Below are 20,531 nucleotides of genomic sequence, written 5' to 3' on the forward strand. Positions count from 1 at the left end.
GCTGGCCGACTCGGAATAAAAGCGATGCGCTGGCCTGCATCGGTACGATAAGCGAACCACCTAAAACAGTCTAACAGACGCATGTACGTAGTAACCAAGACGGTTGCCCTGCTATTGGCAACTGCCTGCATGACCCTCGCTCAGCCAACGCCCGTGCTCCGGGTTGACATGGCGAAACCCGTTGCGGAGATTCAGCCGACGATGTGGGGGGTATTTTTTGAGGACATCAACTTCGGAGCCGACGGTGGTATTTACGCCGAAATGGTCAAAAATCGCTCGTTCGAGTTTTTCAAGCCGTTGATGGGCTGGAAAGTCGAGGGAAAAAAGCGTACCGAAGGCGACGTGCTGGTACAAAACCGGGGCGATGAGAAAAGCAGCAATCCCCGCTACCTGCGTGTAACCACCAATAACGCAGCTACCGGTGATCTGAGCCTGACTAACGAGGGTTTTCGGGGAATGGGCATCAAAAAAGGATTGCGCTACGACTTTGCCATGCTGTACCGCTACCCGTCGGCTGGTCAGGTAACGATGCGGCTGGACCTGCTCAACGCCAAAAACGAAGTCATTGGCACAGGTACACTGAAGCCTGGTGACGCGACACCGGGACAGTGGCAGAAAGCGCAGGTTAGCTTCACGGCGACGGCCACCGAGCCGAAGGGTAAGCTGCGCATCGGGCTGGAAGGAACGGGCGTGATCGACCTGGATATGATTTCGCTGTTTCCTGAAGATACCTGGAAAGGGCGACCCGGTGGTATGCGGGCCGACATGGTGCAGATGCTGGCCGACCTGAAACCCGGTTTCGTACGCTTTCCCGGTGGCTGTATCGTAGAAGGGCACGATCTGGAACAGCGGTATCAGTGGAAGAAAACGCTTGGGCCGATCGAAGACCGGCAATTACTGATCAACCGTTGGAATTTCGAGTTTGGACACCGCCCGGCCCCCGATTATTTTCAAACGTTCGGACTGGGCTTTCTGGAGTACTTTCAATTGTGTGAAGACATCGGTGCGGCTCCGCTGCCAATACTGAACTGCGGCATGGCCTGTCAGTTCAACACCGCCGAACTGGTACCGATGAGTCAGATCGATCCTTACGTACAGGACGCGCTCGACCTGATCGAGTTTGCCAATGGCGACGTGTCGACGTCGTGGGGAAAAGTACGGGCGGATCTGGGACATCCCAAGCCGTTCAACCTCACGATGATGGGCGTCGGCAACGAAAACTGGGGGCCGCAGTACATCGAGCGACTGGCCGTTTTTCAGAAAGCGATCAAAGCCAAACACCCTGATTTTAAACTCATCTGTAGTTCCGGTACCGATCCCAATGGTGACCGGTTCGACTACCTGAACGGGAAGCTGCGGGCGATGAATGCCGATCTGATCGACGAACACTACTACCGCCGTCCCGACTGGTTTTTGAAGAACGTTGGCCGGTACGATGACTACCCGCGTTCCGGCTCGAAAGTGTTTGCCGGCGAGTGGGCGGCTCAGAGCGACGATATCGCGAAGCCAACCAACAAAAACAACTGGCAATGCGCGCTGTCGGAAGCCGCGTTCATGACGGGGCTGGAGCGTAACGCGGCTGTTGTGCAGATGGCTTCCTACGCCCCGCTGTTTGCCAATGCCGACGCCTGGCAATGGACGCCCGACCTAATCTGGGTCGACAACCTGCACGTGTATGGTACGCCCAACTATTACGTACAGCAACTGTACTCGCGCAACAAAGGCACGAACGTACTGAATCTGACGGAAAACGGACAGGTGCTGGCCGGCAAAGACAGCCTGTATGCGTCGGCAGCCTGGGACAAAGCGACCAGCGAACTAATTCTGAAACTGGTCAACACGTCGGACAAATCCGTAAACCGGACGGTTCAACTTGCCGGAGCCAAAAAGCTGGCTAAAACGGGCACGCTGACGTTGCTGACGAATGACAAGCTGGACGCTGTGAATTCATTCGAGAACGCCACCGCCGTCAGTCCGGTCGACCGGCAGATTCCGGTCGATAGCAATCGGAAAACGGTCGCGCTGACGCTGGCACCCCGGTCGCTATCCGTCGTCCGCATTAAGGTTACGCCCTAAATTTTCTTCGCTCATAGGTTGGTAGTGCAAATGGGGGTGGGGCGTTGCTCCACTCGCTTTTCAACCGCCGACAAACTCCATCACTTCATGAATCATCCTTACGTAATTGGCGTCGATTTCGGGACCGACTCGGTCCGGGCGCTGATCGTCGATACGCAAACCGGTCAGGCGGTTGGTACGCACGTGCATGAGTACGCCCGCTGGAAGCAGGGCCTGTATTGCGATCCGGCTACGTCGCAGTTCCGGCAGCATCCACTCGACTACCTCGAAGGTATCGAGGCAACCATCAAGGGCGCGCTGGCGCAGGCTCCGGCGGAGGTGCGCGGGCAGGTCGTCGGCATTTCGATCGACACAACGGGATCGACACCCGGCCCGGTCGATGAAACGGGACTGCCGCTGGCACTTCGTCCCGATTTCGCCGAGAACCCGAACGGTATGTTTATCCTCTGGAAAGACCATACTGCCAATGCCGAAGCGGAAGAAATCAACAACCTGGCACACCACTGGGATACCGATTACACCAAATATGTCGGCGGTATTTACTCGTCGGAATGGTTCTGGGCCAAGATGCTGCGTACCATTCGCGTCGATGCGGCCGTTCGGGAAAAGGCGTTCTCGTGGATCGAACATTGCGACTGGATTTCGGCGGTGCTGACGGGCAACACGAACCCGCTGACCTTGAAACGATCGCGCTGTGCAGCCGGCCACAAAGCCCTCTGGCATGCCGACTTCGACGGACTACCATCCGAAGAATTCCTGACCAAACTTGATCCGCTGCTGGCTGGTCAGCGCGACCGCTTGTTCCACGACACCTATACTTCCGATCAGGCGATGGGTACGCTGTCGCCGGAATGGGCGGAGAAGCTGGGCCTGTCGCCGGACGTGGTCGTGGGTGTCGGTGCGTTCGACGCGCACATGGGCGCTATCGGAGCCGAGATCGAACCGTACGCATTCGTCCGGATTATCGGTACCTCGACCTGCGATATTCTGATGGCCCCCAACGAAGAGATCGGCCACCGGCTGATTCGCGGTATCTGCGGACAGGTCGATGGGTCGGTAGCACCGGGTATGCTAGGTCTGGAAGCGGGTCAGTCGGCCTTTGGCGATGTCTACGCCTGGTTTGCCCGGCTGATTACTAAGCCCGTTCGCGAGTTGCTGGGCGATGACGCTGCTGATACGATGGCGGCCAAACTGATTCCGCACCTGACCAGACAGGCCGAGCAACTGCCCGTCACACCGACCGATCTGATTGCGCTCGACTGGATCAACGGCCGCCGTACGCCTGATGCCAACCATACGCTGAAATCAGCCATTGCCGGGCTGAACCTGGGTACCGATGCCCCCCGCGTGTTCAAGGCGCTGGTGGAAGCCACGGCCTTCGGCTCGCGCAGTATCGTTGACCGCTTTATCGAAGAAGGTGTCCCCATTAAGAAGGTGATCGCCATTGGTGGTGTCGCCAAGAAATCGGTGTTCGTGATGCAAACGCTGGCCGACGTATTGAATAAACCCATTCAGGTCGCGCAGGCCGATCAGGCGTGTGCGCTGGGTGCGGCTATGTGTGCTGCCGTTGCCGCTGGCGTGCACCCGACAATGGAAGCCGCTCAACAGGCGATGGGTTCCGGCTTCGACGCTGAATACCATCCCCGCCCGGAGCTGGTACCCATCTACGAGACGCTGTATCAGCGTTACCGGAAACTGGGTGGCTTTGTGGAAGGGGAATTCGCGAAAAACACTGAGTTCGTTAGTGCCTAAACTTTACCGCACCAGTGGATTACCCCCAACCCCCTGAAGGGGGCTTAGACCGCAAGTAAGCGCAGCCCCCTTCAGGGGGTTGGGGGTACCAGCAAAGAATTTAGAGCGGATCATCAAAAAATCATTCTACAACCGAATACAATGCTTGATTTAAAACAGTACGAAGTCTGGTTCGTAACGGGCAGTCAGCACCTTTACGGCGACGAAACCCTGCGGCAGGTGGCCGACCACTCGACGCAGATCGCGCAATTCCTGAACAACAACGCGGCTGTGCCGGTACGGGTCGTTTTCAAACCGACCGTTACCCGGCCCGACGAGATTTACGCCATTTGTCAGGAAGCGAACGTAGCGCCGAATTGCGTTGGTGTGATTGCCTGGATGCACACATTCTCGCCCGCTAAAATGTGGATTCGGGGCCTTACCATCCTGAAAAAGCCGCTGTTACACCTGCACACACAGTTCAACCGCGACATTCCCTGGTCCGACATCGACATGGACTTTATGAACCTCAACCAATCGGCGCATGGCGACCGGGAGTTTGGGTTTATGGTCTCGCGGATGCGAATGAATCGGAAAGTCGTTGTCGGCTACTGGCAGGACGAAACCGTACTGGCGCAAATCGGTGCCTGGACACGCGTAGCGGTGGCGGGTTACGAACTGAAAACATTGAAAGTAGCTCGCTTCGGCGATAACATGCGGCAGGTAGCTGTCACCGAAGGCGACAAGGTTGCCGCTGAAATGACCTTCGGTATGTCGGTTAACACCTATGGCATCGGCGATCTGGTGGCGGTTATCAACCAAATGGCCGACGCCGATGTGGATAAACTCGTGCAGGAGTACGCAGATACGTACACGCTGATGGACTCGCTGGTACGCGGTGGGGCGCAGCACGAATCCCTGCGCGATGCCGCCCGTATCGAATTGGGGCTGCGCGCCTTCCTGACCGATGGTGGTTTCAGCGCGTTCACCGACACCTTCGAGGACCTGCACGGGATGAAGCAACTGCCCGGTATCGCGTCGCAGCGCCTGATGGCTGATGGCTTCGGTTTCGCTGGCGAAGGCGACTGGAAAACGTCGGCGATGGTTCGTACGATGAAGGTAATGGCGGCTGGTCTGCCGGGCGGTAACTCGTTCATGGAAGATTACACCTACCATTTCGATCCGTCGAACCCGCTCGTGCTTGGGTCGCACATGCTGGAGATCTGCCCCTCGATCGCGGCTGGGAAGCCGACCTGCGAAATCCATCCGCTGGGTATTGGTGGCAAAGAAGATCCCGTCCGGCTGGTGTTCAACGCGGGCGCGGGTCCGGCAATCAACGTGTCGCTGGTCGACATGGGTAATCGCTTCCGACTGATCGTCAACGAGGTTGAAGCCGTCGAGGTCGCGCAGGCGCTGCCCAAACTGCCTGTGGCCCGTGCGCTCTGGAAGCCCATGCCCGACATGGTAACCGGCTGTGCCGCCTGGATTTACGCGGGTGGCGCGCACCATACCGTGTACAGCCAGAACCTGACGACCGAACACGTCGAAGACTTCGCCGAGCTGTTTGGCGTCGAGCTGGTCGTGATCGACAAAAACACCACCCTGCGTCAACTCAAAAACGAGCTGCGTTGGAGTGAGGTAGCGTATAAATAGACTGATTGAGTGTTAGAATGATTGAATGGAAAAGTGTCTTGACAACCTATTCAATCATTCTGTCATTCAATCACTCGATCCTTCCAACCTTCCCGAACTATGAAAAAACTGTTTATCACGCTATGGGTTGCTTCCCTCGCCATGCCCACCTTGGCGCAGAACAAGGCGACGGTCAACGCTGAGGGGGCCACGGTGACCATCAACCGGCATATCTACGGCCATTTTGCCGAACACCTGGGTCGTTGCATCTACGGCGGGTTTTACGTTGGCGACAACAATAAGACCATCCCGAACAAAAACGGGGTACGGCTCGACGTGGTCGACGCGCTGAAGAAGATGAAAATTCCGAATCTGCGGTGGCCGGGCGGCTGCTTCGCCGATACCTATCACTGGAAAGACGGTATCGGTCCGAAGGCGAAACGCCCGAAGATCGTGAATACCTGGTGGGGGGGCGTTACGGAAGATAACAGCTTCGGTACGCACGACTTCCTGAATATGTGCGAGCTGCTGGGCACCGAGCCGTACCTGGCGGGTAACGTCGGGAGTGGTACCGTGCAGGACCTCAGCGAATGGGTGCAGTACGTCAACTTCCCCAGCAATAGTCCGATGTCGAACCTGCGGCAACAGAACGGTCGCCAGAAACCCTGGAACGTGAAATTCTGGGGTGTCGGCAACGAAGCCTGGGGCTGCGGAGGAAACATGAAGCCTGACTACTACGCCAACATCTACCGGCAGTACAGCACGTTCATGAACAGTCAGGTCGGTACCGAAAAGATCTTCCGCATCGCGTCGGGGGCCAGCTCCGACGATTTCAACTGGACCGAAACGCTGATGAAGAACATTCCCGGCAGCATGGTCGAAGGGGTCGCGCTGCACCACTACTCGGTATTCGGCTGGGGCGAAAATGCAAAGGGCTCGGCCACGGAATTTACCGAAACCGACTACGCCCACACGATGAACGAAGCCCTGAAAATGGACGAGTTCGTGCAGAAGCATTCCGACATCATGGACAAGTACGACCCGAAGAAAAAGGTCGCGCTGGTCGTCGACGAGTGGGGGGCGTGGTACAACGTCGAGCCGGGTACGAATCCGGGTTTTCTCTTTCAGCAGAACACCATGCGCGATGCCGTACTGGCGGGGGCTACGCTCAATATTTTCCACAAGCACGCCGAACGGGTTCGGATGGCGAATCTGGCGCAGGCGATCAACGTACTACAAGCCGTTATCCTGACTGATGGGCCGAAGATGCTGCTGACGCCGACCTATCACGTGCTGGAGATGTACAACGTCCACCAGGATGCGACGATGCTGCCCGTCGACGTGAAAGCGGACGAATACAAAGTGGGTGAGTACAAACTCCCCGCCGTATCGGTTTCGGCCTCGCGCGACAAAGCCGGAAAAACACACATCTCGCTGGTCAACATCGACGCGGGTAAGCCGCAGACGATCACGGTAAACCTGAAAGGCATCAGCGCGAAAAGCGTATCGGGCCGGATTCTGACGTCGGCTAAAGTGCAGGACTATAACACCTTCGCCCAGCCGAACAAAGTGAAACCCGCGCCTTTCTCCGGTGCCAAACTCACCGGCGACGAACTAACGGTTACGCTGCCCCCGGTGTCGGTGGTGGTGTTGGAAATGTAGAATGACAGAGTGATTGAATAAGCTGACGCGCAATTGAACTGATGCATACTTAATCATTCTATCACTCATTCATTCTATCACTCAATCATTGAACCATGTACAAAGATCTCCAAGACGAATGCTACGAGGCTAACATGCAGCTGCCCGAGTTGGGGCTGGTGCTGTTTACGTTTGGTAACGTCAGCGCTGTCGATCGCGACAAAGCCGTATTTGCCATTAAGCCCAGCGGGGTGCCGTACGCCCTGCTCAAACCCGAAGACATCGTTATCTGCGACTACGACGCGAAGATCGTTGCCGGTACCATGCGCCCTTCGTCGGATACGAAAACGCATGCGCTTTTGTATAAAACCTGGGACGACATTGGCGGTATCACGCACACGCACAGCACCTATGCCGTGGCCTGGGCGCAAGCGGGTATGGACATCCCCATCTTCGGAACGACCCACGCCGACCACACCCACCAGGATATTCCCTGTGCCCCGGTACTGACCGATGCGATGATTCAGGGCGACTATGAGCACGAAACCGGCAACCAGATTTTCGACGTGTTCCGGGAAAAAGGACTGTCGCACAAGGAAGTCGAGATGGTGCTGCTGCAAAATCACGGTCCGTTCACCTGGGGGAAAACGGCTGAGAAATCGGTCTACAACGCGGCCGTGCTGGAAGAAGTAGCCCGCATGGCGTACATGACGCTGGCGATCAACCCCGAGACGCCCCGCATCAAAGACACGCTGCGGATGAAGCACTACGAGCGTAAGCACGGCAAAGACGCCTATTACGGACAGGGCTGCTAATGAGCCACACCGTCGACCATTCCTAAACCTTTCTTTATGAAACTCGGACTCGAAACTATCGACTACATCATTTTTGGGGTCTACTTCGTCATTGTCGCTTCCTACGGGTACTGGGTGTACCGCAACAAAGGCAAGCAGACCGCCGATAGTAAAGACTTCTTTCTGGCTGAAGGCTCGCTGACCTGGTGGGCCATCGGTGCATCGATCATCGCGTCGAATATCTCGGCTGAGCAGTTTATCGGTATGTCGGGGCAGGCGTTCCAACTGGGGCTGGCCATCTCGGTATACGAACTGGTGGGTGGCCTGTCGCTGGTAATCATCGCGGTGTATTTTCTGCCGATGTACATCCGCAACAAGATTTATACCATGCCGCAGTTCCTCGAAATTCGGTACGACAAGCGGCTGGCGACGATCATGGCCGTGTTCTGGCTCTTCCTCTACATTCTCGTCAACCTCACCTCAATCATTTACCTAGGGGCGCTGAGCCTGGAGAAAATGACCGGCTTCAATTTCATGGCCTGCGCGATTTTCCTGACTGTCTTCGCCGTGTTCATCACACTGGGTGGTATGAAAGTGATCGGTTATACCGACGTGATTCAGGTGGTCTGTCTGGTCGTCGGTGGGCTGGCGACGACCTATCTGGCGCTGAACCTGCTATCGGACAAAGTCGGTACGGGAGCGGGCTTGTTTGAGGGGCTGAGTCTGCTGCGGGAAAAAGCCGATCACCACATGCACATGATCTTTGCTAAAGGCGAATACTTCGTACACGACGGACGTGGTGGCAAGATCGACGCATACAATCAACTGCCGGGTTTGTGGATGTTTATCATCGGCGGGCAGTGGATCGTGAACTTTAATTACTTCGGCTGTAACCAGTACATGATTCAGCGGGCGCTGGGTGCCGATCTGCCGACGGCGCGTAACGGCGTTTTGTTTGCCGCGTTTTTGAAAATCATGATGCCGTTTATCGTGGTACTGCCGGGGCTGGCGGCTTATGTGCTGTTCCAGGAGAATGCGGATATGGCTATCGTGCAGGGCATTACGGACAACAATATCGTCAAGCCCGATAATGCCTACCCCGTACTGCTCAACATCCTGCCGACGGGCTTGAAAGGCTTATCGTTTGCGGCCCTGACGGCCGCTATCGTGGCATCGCTGGCCGGGAAAGCCAACAGTATCTCGACGATCTACATGCTCGACATTCACCAGAAGTTTTTCAACCCGAACATGACCGAGAAACAGACTGTGTGGCTGGGTCGGGTGGCGATCGTTGTGTCGTTCATCATCGCACTGGCAATCAGTCCGTTCCTGAAGAATTTCGGGCAGGGCTTCGAATACATTCAGGAGTATACCGGCTTCATCTCGCCGGGTATCCTGTGTATCTTCCTGCTGGGCATGTTCTGGAAACGGGCAACGGCAAGTGGTGCCCTGGTTGCCGCGCTGTTGAGTATTCCGTTGTCGACGTTCTTCAAGTACGAATACCCCGACATCCCGTTCCTGAACCGGATGGGTATTGTGTTCTGGATATGCGTTGCCGTTCACGTACTGATTAGCCTGCTTAGCGCAAAAGGAGCCGAAAGTCCGAAAGCATTCACCGTCAACAGCGAGTGGTTCCGTACAAATTCCTCGTTCCGACTGGGGGCCGTAGCCGTTTGTGTGCTACTGGCGACGGTCTACATTTTCTTCTGGTAAGTAACCCGCACCAATAAGCGAAGGCCCCCGTTCTGACTAACTCTGGTCAGAACGGGGGCCTTCGTTGTTAGGGCTTATTTTAACGCCAACTTTTGTCATCCCGACGGAGGAGGGATGACAAAAACAGTACTATTTTACCGGTTCAGCCGCAGGCGTTCCTTCCAGCAGGCCTTTGCGCCGGAGAATGGCGTCGGTAAATTTCAGATCCTGCTCGCTGTTGAAGATGCTGTACGGCAGGTACAAAAACTGCGCTTTGGCCAGTCCTTTCGTAACCGTTTTGGCTATCCAGCTTGCTTTGACGTTGCGGGTTGCTTCGGCGTTGTCGAGATACAGGATGTAAGCTTCCTTGTCTTTGTTGACGCTGCTGATCTGATCCCATTTCAGGATGCCGCCTTCTTTGGCATTGATACGCATCAGAATCTGCCGGCTGTCGATTTCGTAGACGTATTTCTGAAACAGGGCTTTGCTCTGCTCCATCTGTGCGATACCGGTGATCTGCACGGCCCAGAACAGCACGTACAACACGGTTAACAGAAAAATAACGATGGCGGGCCAGTAATGATCGAACGTACCGGTGGCGTATAGCGCGATGTTGAGAATAATCAGCGCGAGTGGAATCAGGCCAAACTTCCAGTTGTCGCGCAGCCACTGCTTTAGGGCTAGATTAATGTACGTTTTTTGATCTAGAGCGTATTTTCTGGTCTTAACAATCATACCTGTGGTAAAATAAAGACAAAGATACGCAACCGGCGTCGGTTGTAGAGTTGTAGGGTTGCATAGTTATAAAGTTGTAAAGTCGTAAAGTTGCTGCCGTCGGATGGACTGACGCGCCAGCCAACTCGACAACTTCATAACTTTACCACTTTACAACTTTATACAGAATGGAAACTGCCCAGCCCACGCTGATCTTGACCGCCGAACAAATTCGCCAGAAGATCCGGCGTATTGCTTTTCAGATCTACGAAAACAACGTCGACGAGTCGGCGCTGCTCTTGGCCGGTATCACTGGTGAAGGATTTATGATGGCACAGGCGCTGGCCGGCGTACTGCGGGAAATCGCACCGTTCGCCGTCGATCTGATCGAACTGAAACTCGACAAAACGCAACTCAGTCAGACGCCGGTACAGACCGATCGACCTGCCGATGCGTTCACCGACAAAGTGATTATTCTGATTGACGACGTCATTTATACAGGCCGGACGCTTGCCTTCAGCCTGCAACCGTTCTTACAGGTACCAGTCCGCAAACTACAGGTCGCCGTACTGATCGACCGGAACCATCCGCGTTATCCCGTAGCCGCCGACTATAAAGGCTACGAACTCAGCACGACACTCACCGAACACGTCGACGTCGTTCTCAGCAATGACGATCGAATGGGGGTATACTTGCGGTAGAAGAGAAGGAAGAAAGAGAAAAGACGTAAGAAGAAAGACGCTGACGCAAATCAATCTTTCTTCTTACGTCTTTTCTCTTTCTTCTAAAAAAAACCTTTCCCCAGACACAGACCTGGGAATGTTACAGGAGATACGAGACGAAAGAGGAGAGATAAAAGAAGAAAGATTTCCGTAGTGGCAGTCTTTCTTCTTTTATCTCTCCTCTTTCGTCTAAAAAAAATTTACCCCTTCGTCGTACGAATCAGGCTGATGCCGGCGAAGAACAGCACACCGCCCAGAATCAGGTAAACGAAAGACGCCTGCGCGACGCCACCTTTGGTGAAGTCGATGCCGCCGTAGATCAGACCGACAAGGCCGACCAGGGTTAAAATGAAGCCGATTATGCTTTTGGGAGTCATTGTGGTAGAATTAGTTGGTGAATGCCAGGTTTTGACTCACAACTAATTCCCGTTCAGAGTGTCCCGGAAAATTTAGTAAGCAGTCAGCCCGGCTATTCCAGCAGCACCATAATGTCCTCTCGTGTCAGCGACTTGATAAAGTTCTCTTCGGTCGTAATCAGGCTACCCGCCAGTTGCTGCTTGGCCCGTTGTAACGCCAGAATTTTCTCCTCGACGGTATCCTTCGCGATGAACTTGTACGTGAACACCGGCTTCTGCTGCCCAATCCGGTGCGCCCGGTCAACGGCCTGCGCTTCGATGGCGGGGTTCCACCAGGGGTCAAGAATAAAGACGTAGTCGGCCGCAGTCAGGTTGTGGCCCAGTCCGCCCGCTTTGAGCGAGATCAGAAATAGCTTGACCGAATCGTCGGTCTGGAACAACTCGACCTGACTTTGCCGGTCAGTCGTCGATCCGTCGAGGTAAGCGAATTTGATGCCCTTCTCCTTCAGGTACTGCCGTACCACGTTCAGGTGCTTGATGAACTGACTGAACACCAGTACCTTGTGGTTTTCGGTCATCGCGCTTTCCAGCCGCATCAGCACGTCCGACAGCTTACCCGAATCTCCCTCGTACTCGTCGTTGACCATGCGCGGGTGGTTGGCGATTTGCCGCAGCTTGGTCAGGCCCTGTAGCACGACCATCTGCGAACGCGCCATGCCTTCTTCCTCGATGCGTTCCAGAATCAGGTTGCGGTAATACGACTTGGCTTCTTCGTACTGCTCGGCTTGTGCTTCGGTCATGTCGCAGAACAGCACGTTCTCCACCTTTTCGGGCAGGTCGGTCGCCACCTGACTCTTATTGCGACGAAGCAGAAAGGGCTTGATGAGCGCGTACAGCCGGGTAATTTTTGCCTCGTCGTGTCGCTTCTCGATCGGAATCTGAAACTCGTTCCGGAAAAAGGACTGGCTACCCAGCAGACCCGGGTTGATGAACGTCATCTGTGCCCAGAGGTCCATCGTACTATTTTCCAGCGGTGTACCCGTCAAAATCAGCCGGTGAGCCGCGTTGAGGTGCATCACTGCCTTCGTGATGTGCGACGATGGGTTTTTGATCGCCTGCGACTCATCGAGAATGATGTAGTGAAAGCGGTAGTCACTTAGTAAATCGATGTCGATTCGTACGATACCGTATGAGGTCAGGATCAGATCGTAGCCGTCGAACTGCGCCGTGTTTTTGTCGCGGTAGGTACCCGTGTAGACCAGCACGCGCAGGTCGGGGGTGAATTTACGGGCTTCAAGTTCCCAGTTATACAGCAGCGACGTCGGCATGACCAGCAGCGACGGCTGGGTAGCACCGGCTTCTTTCTGCCCCTGCAACATCGCCAGCGTCATAACCGTTTTGCCCAGCCCCATGTCGTCGGCCAGGCAACCGCCGAAGCGATACTGCCGCAGGAAGTTCATCCAGTTGTAGCCGGCCTGCTGGTAGGGGCGGAGGGTGCCACCGAAGCCGCCGGGCAACGGAAACGATTCGATTTCCTGAAAATCGCGCAGTCGTTCGAGTTTGTGGCTCATCACGGCCGTGGCGAGGTTGTCGCGTTCGAGTTCCTGTACCAGCGCGAGGTGATGCTTGCGCAGCATCAGCCGGTCCAGCATCAGCCCGTCGATACCGTCGGGGTGCTCCAGAAAACCGAATAACTCGGAGAAGCGCGTAAACCACGCTTCGGGAATGACCGCTATTTCGCCGTTGGGCAGTGTAAATTCCTGCTTCTTATCGAGAATCAGTGAGCGCAGTTTGATGAACGGAATCTCGAACTCCCCGAAGCGGACGTTGGCGTAAATATCGAACCAGTCGCGCCCTTCCTCGATCGACACGTCGATGCTCGAATAGCCGAGGAAGTAACGCTTATTGTCCTGATTGTGCTGCTGCACCAGAAAGCCCGCGTCGCTTAGCTGATTGCTGTGGGTATTGAGCCAGTCGAACGCTTCGGACTTGGGCAGAACGAGTCGCCCGTGCCGGATGTCGAGCCCGATTTCGCGGAGGAACGTCAGCTTCTGCCGTTCCAATCGCTGATCGCGCCGAACCCGGTGGAAGATATAATCGTCGCCCTTCTTTTCCAGATTGACGTTGGCCGACGTGCTGAAGCTATCGAAGCGGAACGCAAAATCACCGTACTGAAACGACAGGTCGAAGGCGATACGCTGACAGGCGTCTTCGTCGCTATCACCACCGTCGGTAAACAGCCCTGTCGCTACCGTCCGGCTCGACGCGACCATTTCCGAGATCGTCAGAACCGGCACCAGTTCGAGGGATTCCTGCCGAATTTCAAACCCCTTGGCGTATACGTCGTAGGAGGCAATTAGCGGAGACACAAACCGTTCGTAGTACTGCTGCTCAATATTGCGCGGCACAACGATATGGTTCTTGTTGAAGAAAGGCCGGAGTTTACGCCCATCGACATTCTTGCTGAAATGATACAACTGGTTGCCCACCATCATGTAAGCGGGTTCGTCGCAGATCATCAGCGCGTTTTTGAATTGAAACTCAATCCGGCGCGTCTCGCGTGACCCGTCGGGGTTGGTCCCACCCGTTGGGTAGCGGATTATCGGGAAATAGTGGGTAGCGTCGGCTTTGCGGTCGAAGTGAAAATGGACCCTGGCGGATTCCGGCATCCAGTTAATCAACTCACCGGCCGGGTTACCGTCGTTGCCCATGATGTAAAAGGGCCGCCCCTTCAGCAGGGCCATTATTTTGGGTTTGATGGTCTCAAGATAGCCGCTGATGGCTTCCTGCACCACTTTATCCCCCTTGTTGGTGTCGTATAGCTTCAGAAAGAAATCGACCGTGGGCAGCTTACGGGTATTGTATTTCTTGACGATACAATCCTGCTGAATGCTCTCGATAAGCCGAACCAACTCGAAGTCGATCTCATCCAGACCATGCGCGAACTCGCCGACGTTCTGCGTCGACAGTGTCTGATTGAGCAGCGTTAGTTCGCCCCGGCTATTCCGCTGCACAACGAACGCTTCCACAAGATAGCCCAGAAACTCGTGCTCAAGCAGGGAGTAGACGATCTGAAAAGGTTGAGTAGGCGAAACTTTCATGCCGACAGACGATCAGCCCGGCACCCGTCAGTCTGACGTTCGGGGCCGGGTAAGGGTTAAACTAGAGAGATAGATTGATGAAAATGAGCTAGTCAGATTAGTTTCCTAAGCAGCTCATTATGAGTTTGTTGAGTGAAATTTAGTAAGGCTACTAGCGCCAAATATACAAATAGAAACAAAAAAGCCAAGTGCCTTTAAATAGTATAGTCGCAAAGAGGTGACTTACGCAAATGACCAGGATCGTAACAGACGGTGACGGGCCACAAGAAACCGATGCACATGGATGGACTCCAGAAGCGGTCAGGCGTGTATACGAACTGCTGGCGTTGGCTCAGGCTCGATCAAAGTAGGTATGCTGTCACTAGACACATCTATGTAAAGTATACGAATGTTTATAATTTGGCACGAATGGTTATCAATGTTGGTATTTAGTATATAAATGTATTGAAAAGAAAATTATTTTTTAATGATGAGCCTATTATAGTATATTAATCATATAGTCTTACTCACGAAAAATATAAAGTTATGAACTACGCAATGGCCTGACAAATAGATACTTATCAACGGGGAGGGTTATTGGCTAGCCAGTCATAGCTGACATATGATGACAACTACGAAGGGATGGTACAGGGATACGATCATCATTACAACGTATAGCGGGGGAGGTATTAACAGTCTGGCATTTTGTTTGCCTTTGGCAAAATAAATAAAGTACATGGTACAGCTATGTGCTATCTGTAAATCATACCATCGTATAACCATGATGAATAACTACCAATCGCGACGTGCTACGTTCGCTACAATGTGGATAACCAGCCTGTTCTGGCTGCTGTCCGCTGTAGCCTGGGCAGGCAGCCCACCTGGAAACCCACCCGGCCGAACGGGGGCACCCAACGCCCTGTCGATCGGGAACCGGCTTTTTCAGGATTACAATCGGAACGGTATTCAGGACGCCACGGACCCGGGTATTGCAAACGTGCCGGTGTATCTGTATGAAAATGGGGTGCTGCGCGGATCAACGACGTCGGCCGCCGACGGATCGTACCAGTTTAGCAGTACAAACGTGACGAACGGGCTAAAAGCGAGTACGGCATATGAAGTACGGGTTCTCCGGTCCGATTTCCCGTCGGGCATGTCACTGACCAGACAGAACGTCAATGGTAATGCAAACGACGCGACCGATAGTGATGCGCAACTGGTCGGTAATCTGGCCGTTATCAGCGTGACCACTTCGGGCAGCGATCAGGCCAGCAATAACAATGACTTTGGCTTCTCAGCCGGTGATCCTGATTTAAGCATCACCAAAACAAGCAATGTTTCGTCCGTAACCTTAGGCAGCAACGTAAGCTTCACCATCCAGGTAACTAACGTAGCGGCCAATGCCACCGACGTAGCCACCGGCGTAACCGTAAAAGATACGCTCGACCTTGGCTTAACCTACGTATCATCTTCACCGGCCGCCACCGTTAGTACGGTTGGTAGCGGCAGTGCAACACAAACCGTGCTGACTTGGTCACTGGGGACTATCTCGGGGGCTAATTCATCGAGTACCGTAACTGTAACGGCGACCGCGAACGCTGAAGGAGTACTGTTTAACACAGCCTATGTAACGGCAGACCCATCGAGCGGACTGCCTGAGTTCAATGTAAGCAATAACGTGAGCCGGGCCTGCGTAACGGTGCCGGTGAAACTTTGTGCTGGCGAAGGGTACGTAGCCTCGATCCCCGCCAGCTTCAGCAACGTAACCTGGTATCGTGGGAACACGCAGGTAGCGACCGGCAACAGCTACACCATTACCCAGGCAGGTAGTTACAGCTATACGGCTTCTGGTACCGGTGGTTGCGGAGCCAGCAGCTGCTGCCCGATTGTCGTTGAAGACGGCGTTATTCCAACGTTGGCGATCACACCCAGTAACCCGGCTATTTGCGCCGGTACTTCGGTTAGCCTGACAGCCAGTGCAACTGGAGTCGGTAGTTCGGCTGGTACGATGACATGGAGCGACGGTACCACGGTGGCGGCTAACACGAGCACTATCGTCAGGACGCCTGTCAGTACGACCGCTTATTCGGTAACGTTCACGTCGTCGGAATACGGAACCTGTTCGGCATCGACCAGCACAACGGTAACAGTGAACCCCAACCCGGTCGTAACGCTGACCAGCGCGACGATCTGCGCGGGTACGACCGCCACCTTATCAGCCAGTGTGGCAGCTGCTGGTACGTACACCTATGCCTTCTCATCGGGCCTGACGCCAACGGCACCGGGCAGCGCATCGGCGACGACGGCTGCACTGACTACAGCGGGTACTTTCCCCTACAGTGTGACCGCTACGAGCGCCGAGGGTTGCTCATCAACAGCTACGGCTAGCGTAACGGTAAATCCGAACCCAGTGGTGACCCTGACCAGCGCGACAATCTGCGCGGGTACGACCGCCACCTTATCGGCTAGTGTGGCCGCAGCGGGCACGTATACCTACGCCTTCTCAACGGGCCTGACACCAACGGCTGCCGGTAGCGCCGATGCGACGACGGGTGTGCTGAGTGCAACGGGTACGACGACGTACAGCGTGACAGCGATAAGCGCTGAAGGTTGTTCGAGCACCGCCGTTGCTAGCGTAACGGTTGATCCAAATCCGGTAGCAACGATCACGGCAAGCAGCCTGACCGCCTGTCAGGGTACAAACATCCTGCTGACATCTACTGGTGGTAACACGTTCAGTTGGTCGACGGGCGAAACGACGGCCAGCATCAGCGTAACGGTAAGCGGTACCTACTCCGTAACGGTGGGTAACGCGACGACGGGCTGTACGAGCACGACCAACGTAACCGTAACGGTTCTGCCGACACCCGTACTGGCGGTGACCACCTCGGCCCCATCGGCTACGCTCTGCGCTGGTGTGTCGACGACGCTAACGGTAAGCGGATGCAGCGGTAACGTCGTCTGGTCGACGGGCGACACGGGTGCTTCGCTGCTGGTTCAGCCGCTCGTAACGACGACTTACTCGCTGACCTGTACACTGTCGACAGGCTGCTCGGCTACCACGGCTGTAACGGTAAATGTCAACGAAGCGCCAGCTTACGACGATCCGGCAACGGTAACGGCGGCTACCTGTGCGGGTGCTACGGCGAACAATGATGCTAGAATTGCCTTCGCTACACTGCGCAATACAGCTAAAGCGGCTTACTCGATGGGTACGACCTACACCGGTCCTGACTTCAACGGCGCAACGGCCGTTAGTAGCAACAGCATCACGTTTAGCGGTCTGGCTAATCCGAATACACGACAGGCTTACACCGTCCGCCTGTACAGCGCGGGTGGTAGCTGCTTCACCGATGTGGTGGTGTACCTCAACCCTGCCCAGTGTATTTGCCCGACGCCGAAGTGCGTACCGGTCGTGATTCGGAAAACACGCTAATGACACTGCCCACGCTAATGGGTATGTAGAGTGACATAGAGAGAGACTATGCAAACAGAAAACCCCGGCGACATTGTTGCCGGGGTTTTTGTTTACACTGCTACCCGAACAGACAGGCGAGTGGGTAAGTCGGACAGGAACATTTCTTTCATACGTAGTTTGTTCGGATAGGTTAGCCTGCTGTAAACAGCACACCTACCAACTGTCCATTGACCTTATGCGCCGACTGTTCGTTCTACTGATTCTGTTCACTATCGGCTGTCAGTCGCGGGAGGGGGGGAAGCCGCGCGCGCTTGTGTTCTGGTGTTCGAATAACGGCGGGGAAATACAGTTTGCCAGGGAATTCGTCGAACGATGGCAACGTACCCGTCCCGACAAGCCGCTCCGCTACCAGCCTATCCCGGAAGGACAGTCGAGTGAGGAGATCATTCTGGCGTCGGTGGTGGGCAAGACTACGCCCGACATCTACGCGAATATGTGGCAGGGGAGTGTGGAACTGTACGCCAAGGCGGGTGTGCTGGTGCCCCTCGACACGATTGCCGATTTTCGGTCGTTCATCCGGGCGCGTTGCGACAGTGCTATGATTCGGGAAATCACCTCATCCGATGGGCATATCTACCAGGTGCCGTGGAAGGTCAATCCGATCATGACGCTCTGCAATACGGGTGAACTGACGCCCAACACCACTACGGGCCCGCCTTATGACTACAGCGGCTACCTGCGGGCCGGGCAGCATGTACAAACGCGGGATGCGAACGGTTACGTCAACCGGTGGCTGGGATATACCGAGGTGAAGGCAATCTGGTACCAGCGGCTGTTCAATTTTTACCCGCTCTACCTGGCTGCATCCAATGGCGCTCCATTACTCACGCAACGACCGGGACAGCCACCCAAAGCGGCTTTCAACAATGCCGCTGCCGTACAGGTGTTTCGCTTTTTACAGACGTTGTACCGCAACAATTACTTTGCCCGCGAACGACTCTCAGCCACGCGCGACCCCTTCATCGACCAGCGCATCGTAACGCAGTTCACAGGCCCGTGGCAGCTTAGCTACCTCGACAAGTTTGGCGGGGCTGACCTGCGGTACGCGTTCTACCCGATGCCCGTGCCCGACAATCATAAGGGGCCGATCTACACGTACGGCGACCCGAAGAATATCGTCATTTTCAACACCTGCCCTGACCCGACAGCGGCTTGGGCATTCGTCAAAACGCTGGTCGATAAACCCGGTGACCTCCGGCTGATGGAGCTGACGGGGCAGTTTCCGCGTCGGCAGCAACTCGACACTGATCCGTATTTTACCCCGTTTCTGGCGAAGAATCCACGCATGGCCCCGCTGGCCCGGCAAACCCGCTACATCCGTGGAGTCGATAACAGCGAAGTCATCGTGGAAGTGTTCGACATCATCTCGCAGGAGTACGAAGCCTGCGTCATCTTTGGCAAGAAAACACCCGAAGCCGCCATCGCCGATGCCGCCCGCGCGGTGGATGTGCTGCTAATGACTGAATGATAGAATGATTGAGTGATTGAGTGGGCGGTCCGCCGTCGCGGTGAATATGATGCGCCAGCCCATTCAATAATTCCGTCATTCCATCATTCAATAAACGTACCTATGAAAAAACTGACCCCATACCTGCTCGTGTCGCCGTATGTCCTGCACTTCGCGGTGTTTGTGGCGTTTCCGGTGGTGTTTTCGATTGTGCTGACCTTCCACCGGTGGAATATTATCTCACCCATGGAATACATTGGGCTGGGTAATTACGAGCGACTGCTGCACGACCGGCTGTTCTGGCAGGCGGTCTGGAACACGATCCGGTTTCTGCTGGTGCATATCCCGTTACAGATTGTCGTGGCGCTGGGCCTGGCTGAACTGCTGAACCGGACTGTGCGGGGCGCGTCCTTTTTTCGGGGGGCGTTCTTTCTGCCCGTTATCGTGTCGGGCGTTGTCGTAACGATCTTGTGGCAGCAACTGCTCGGCTTCAATGCCGGCCTTATCAACCGGATGCTGACGAGCCTGCACCTGCCGCGCGTTGCCTGGCTCGACGATCCCGCCATTGTCATGTATTCGATCGCGATGATGGCAACCTGGAAGAATGTCGGACTGTACGTGATTCTGTTTCTGGTCGGCCTGCAATCCGTGCCGGAGCAGTACTACGAAGCGGCTGACCTGGAAGGGGCAACGACCTGGCAGAAGTTCCGGTATATCACGCTGCCGATCATCAACCCCACGCTGTTCACCGTCGTCGTGCTGTCGACGATCAGCGGCTTTTCCCTGTTCATCGAACCCTACATCATGACCGAGGGCGGTCCGTTGAACAGTACCTTGTCGGCGGTAATGTACATTTACAAGCAGGCGTTTCAATATTACCACATGGGTTATTCGGCAACGCTCGGCTTCTGTTTCGCCCTGATCATTCTGTTCGTCGTCATCATCCAGCGCCGGTATGTCGAGCAGGAAAATTGATCGGTTTACGGTACACGATTTTCGGTTTACGGTATTCGGTTTTCAGTTCTCGGCGGCCGGTGTACGAGGAGGGCGTCATGCAACTCACAGGTGTGTTGCCGAACTTACCTGCCGGATACAGATCTATGGAGACACAGATCGAGGTAGAAGCGTAATTTTTAGAGTCAACAACCCACTACGACAAACCGTAAAC

The 20,531-nt window shown here is 55.0% G+C and carries 13 protein-coding genes; 10 read left to right on the top strand and 3 right to left on the bottom strand.

Annotation, left to right across the window (positions count from 1 at the left end; all coding sequences use genetic code 11):
* Window positions 1-81: 81 nt before the first annotated feature.
* The 6 genes from CLV58_RS07370 to CLV58_RS07395 all read left to right on the top strand — a co-directional run bounded on the left by CLV58_RS07370 (window position 82) and on the right by CLV58_RS07395 (window position 9,587).
* Entirely contained in the window at window positions 82-2,076 is a 1,995-nt protein-coding gene (locus tag CLV58_RS07370) for an alpha-L-arabinofuranosidase C-terminal domain-containing protein (RefSeq protein ID WP_106137147.1), read from the top strand.
* An 87-nt stretch (window positions 2,077-2,163) separates the two neighbouring features.
* Window positions 2,164-3,828 (top strand): ribulokinase, encoded by a 1,665-nt coding sequence (locus CLV58_RS07375; protein ID WP_106137148.1) that lies wholly within the window; start codon window positions 2,164-2,166, stop codon window positions 3,826-3,828.
* 141 nt (window positions 3,829-3,969) lie between these two features.
* The gene (gene araA, locus CLV58_RS07380; protein WP_106137149.1) at window positions 3,970-5,460 is read left to right on the top strand and encodes an L-arabinose isomerase; all 1,491 of its coding nucleotides are present in this window, start codon (window positions 3,970-3,972) and stop codon (window positions 5,458-5,460) included.
* 99 nt (window positions 5,461-5,559) lie between these two features.
* On the top strand, window positions 5,560-7,101 hold the full coding sequence (locus tag CLV58_RS07385) for an alpha-N-arabinofuranosidase (protein WP_106137150.1): 1,542 nt from the start codon (window positions 5,560-5,562) through the stop codon (window positions 7,099-7,101).
* Between the two features lie 95 nt (window positions 7,102-7,196).
* Window positions 7,197-7,895, top strand: coding sequence for an L-ribulose-5-phosphate 4-epimerase (locus tag CLV58_RS07390; protein ID WP_106137151.1), 699 nt, complete (start codon window positions 7,197-7,199; stop codon window positions 7,893-7,895).
* A 36-nt stretch (window positions 7,896-7,931) separates the two neighbouring features.
* A complete protein-coding gene (locus tag CLV58_RS07395) occupies window positions 7,932-9,587 on the top strand; it encodes a sodium/sugar symporter (RefSeq protein WP_106137152.1) in 1,656 nt (551 codons plus the stop codon).
* A 129-nt stretch (window positions 9,588-9,716) separates the two neighbouring features.
* Here CLV58_RS07395 and CLV58_RS07400 read toward each other — a convergent pair whose 3' ends face one another.
* Entirely contained in the window at window positions 9,717-10,301 is a 585-nt protein-coding gene (locus CLV58_RS07400; RefSeq protein WP_106137153.1) for a YcxB family protein, read from the bottom strand.
* Between the two features lie 167 nt (window positions 10,302-10,468).
* Between CLV58_RS07400 and CLV58_RS07405 the strand changes: the two genes are divergently transcribed.
* A complete protein-coding gene (locus tag CLV58_RS07405) occupies window positions 10,469-10,981 on the top strand; it encodes a phosphoribosyltransferase family protein (protein WP_106137154.1) in 513 nt (170 codons plus the stop codon).
* Window positions 10,982-11,202: 221 nt separating this feature from the next.
* Here CLV58_RS07405 and CLV58_RS28295 read toward each other — a convergent pair whose 3' ends face one another.
* Both CLV58_RS28295 and CLV58_RS07410 read right to left on the bottom strand, forming a co-directional pair.
* Window positions 11,203-11,379, bottom strand: coding sequence for a hypothetical protein (locus tag CLV58_RS28295; protein ID WP_170108661.1), 177 nt, complete (start codon window positions 11,377-11,379; stop codon window positions 11,203-11,205).
* A gap of 92 nt (window positions 11,380-11,471) precedes the next feature.
* On the bottom strand, window positions 11,472-14,459 hold the full coding sequence (locus CLV58_RS07410; RefSeq protein ID WP_106137155.1) for a DEAD/DEAH box helicase: 2,988 nt from the start codon (window positions 14,457-14,459) through the stop codon (window positions 11,472-11,474).
* 802 nt (window positions 14,460-15,261) lie between these two features.
* On the opposite strand from CLV58_RS07410, the gene CLV58_RS07415 reads away from it, so the two are divergent.
* From CLV58_RS07415 to CLV58_RS07425, 3 genes are all read left to right on the top strand, one after another.
* On the top strand, window positions 15,262-17,874 hold the full coding sequence (locus CLV58_RS07415; protein WP_170108662.1) for an SdrD B-like domain-containing protein: 2,613 nt from the start codon (window positions 15,262-15,264) through the stop codon (window positions 17,872-17,874).
* Window positions 17,875-18,091: 217 nt separating this feature from the next.
* Window positions 18,092-19,384 (top strand): extracellular solute-binding protein, encoded by a 1,293-nt coding sequence (locus tag CLV58_RS07420; RefSeq protein WP_106137157.1) that lies wholly within the window; start codon window positions 18,092-18,094, stop codon window positions 19,382-19,384.
* A 102-nt stretch (window positions 19,385-19,486) separates the two neighbouring features.
* Window positions 19,487-20,338, top strand: a complete 852-nt coding sequence (locus CLV58_RS07425) for a carbohydrate ABC transporter permease (RefSeq protein ID WP_106137158.1) — start codon at window positions 19,487-19,489, stop codon at window positions 20,336-20,338.
* Window positions 20,339-20,531 lie beyond the last annotated feature (193 nt).

The organism is Spirosoma oryzae (assembly GCF_003002825.1).
Taxonomy (GTDB): Bacteria; Bacteroidota; Bacteroidia; order Cytophagales; family Spirosomataceae; genus Spirosoma; species Spirosoma oryzae.

Coding starts and splice junctions, on each gene's coding strand:
- CLV58_RS07370 (WP_106137147.1), top strand. CDS start 82: ATGTACGTAGTAACCAAGACGGTTGCCCTGCTATTGGCAACTGCCTGC.
- CLV58_RS07375 (WP_106137148.1), top strand. CDS start 2,164: ATGAATCATCCTTACGTAATTGGCGTCGATTTCGGGACCGACTCGGTC.
- araA (WP_106137149.1), top strand. CDS start 3,970: ATGCTTGATTTAAAACAGTACGAAGTCTGGTTCGTAACGGGCAGTCAG.
- CLV58_RS07385 (WP_106137150.1), top strand. CDS start 5,560: ATGAAAAAACTGTTTATCACGCTATGGGTTGCTTCCCTCGCCATGCCC.
- CLV58_RS07390 (WP_106137151.1), top strand. CDS start 7,197: ATGTACAAAGATCTCCAAGACGAATGCTACGAGGCTAACATGCAGCTG.
- CLV58_RS07395 (WP_106137152.1), top strand. CDS start 7,932: ATGAAACTCGGACTCGAAACTATCGACTACATCATTTTTGGGGTCTAC.
- CLV58_RS07400 (WP_106137153.1), bottom strand. CDS start 10,301: ATGATTGTTAAGACCAGAAAATACGCTCTAGATCAAAAAACGTACATT.
- CLV58_RS07405 (WP_106137154.1), top strand. CDS start 10,469: ATGGAAACTGCCCAGCCCACGCTGATCTTGACCGCCGAACAAATTCGC.
- CLV58_RS28295 (WP_170108661.1), bottom strand. CDS start 11,379: ATGACTCCCAAAAGCATAATCGGCTTCATTTTAACCCTGGTCGGCCTT.
- CLV58_RS07410 (WP_106137155.1), bottom strand. CDS start 14,459: ATGAAAGTTTCGCCTACTCAACCTTTTCAGATCGTCTACTCCCTGCTT.
- CLV58_RS07415 (WP_170108662.1), top strand. CDS start 15,262: ATGTGGATAACCAGCCTGTTCTGGCTGCTGTCCGCTGTAGCCTGGGCA.
- CLV58_RS07420 (WP_106137157.1), top strand. CDS start 18,092: ATGCGCCGACTGTTCGTTCTACTGATTCTGTTCACTATCGGCTGTCAG.
- CLV58_RS07425 (WP_106137158.1), top strand. CDS start 19,487: ATGAAAAAACTGACCCCATACCTGCTCGTGTCGCCGTATGTCCTGCAC.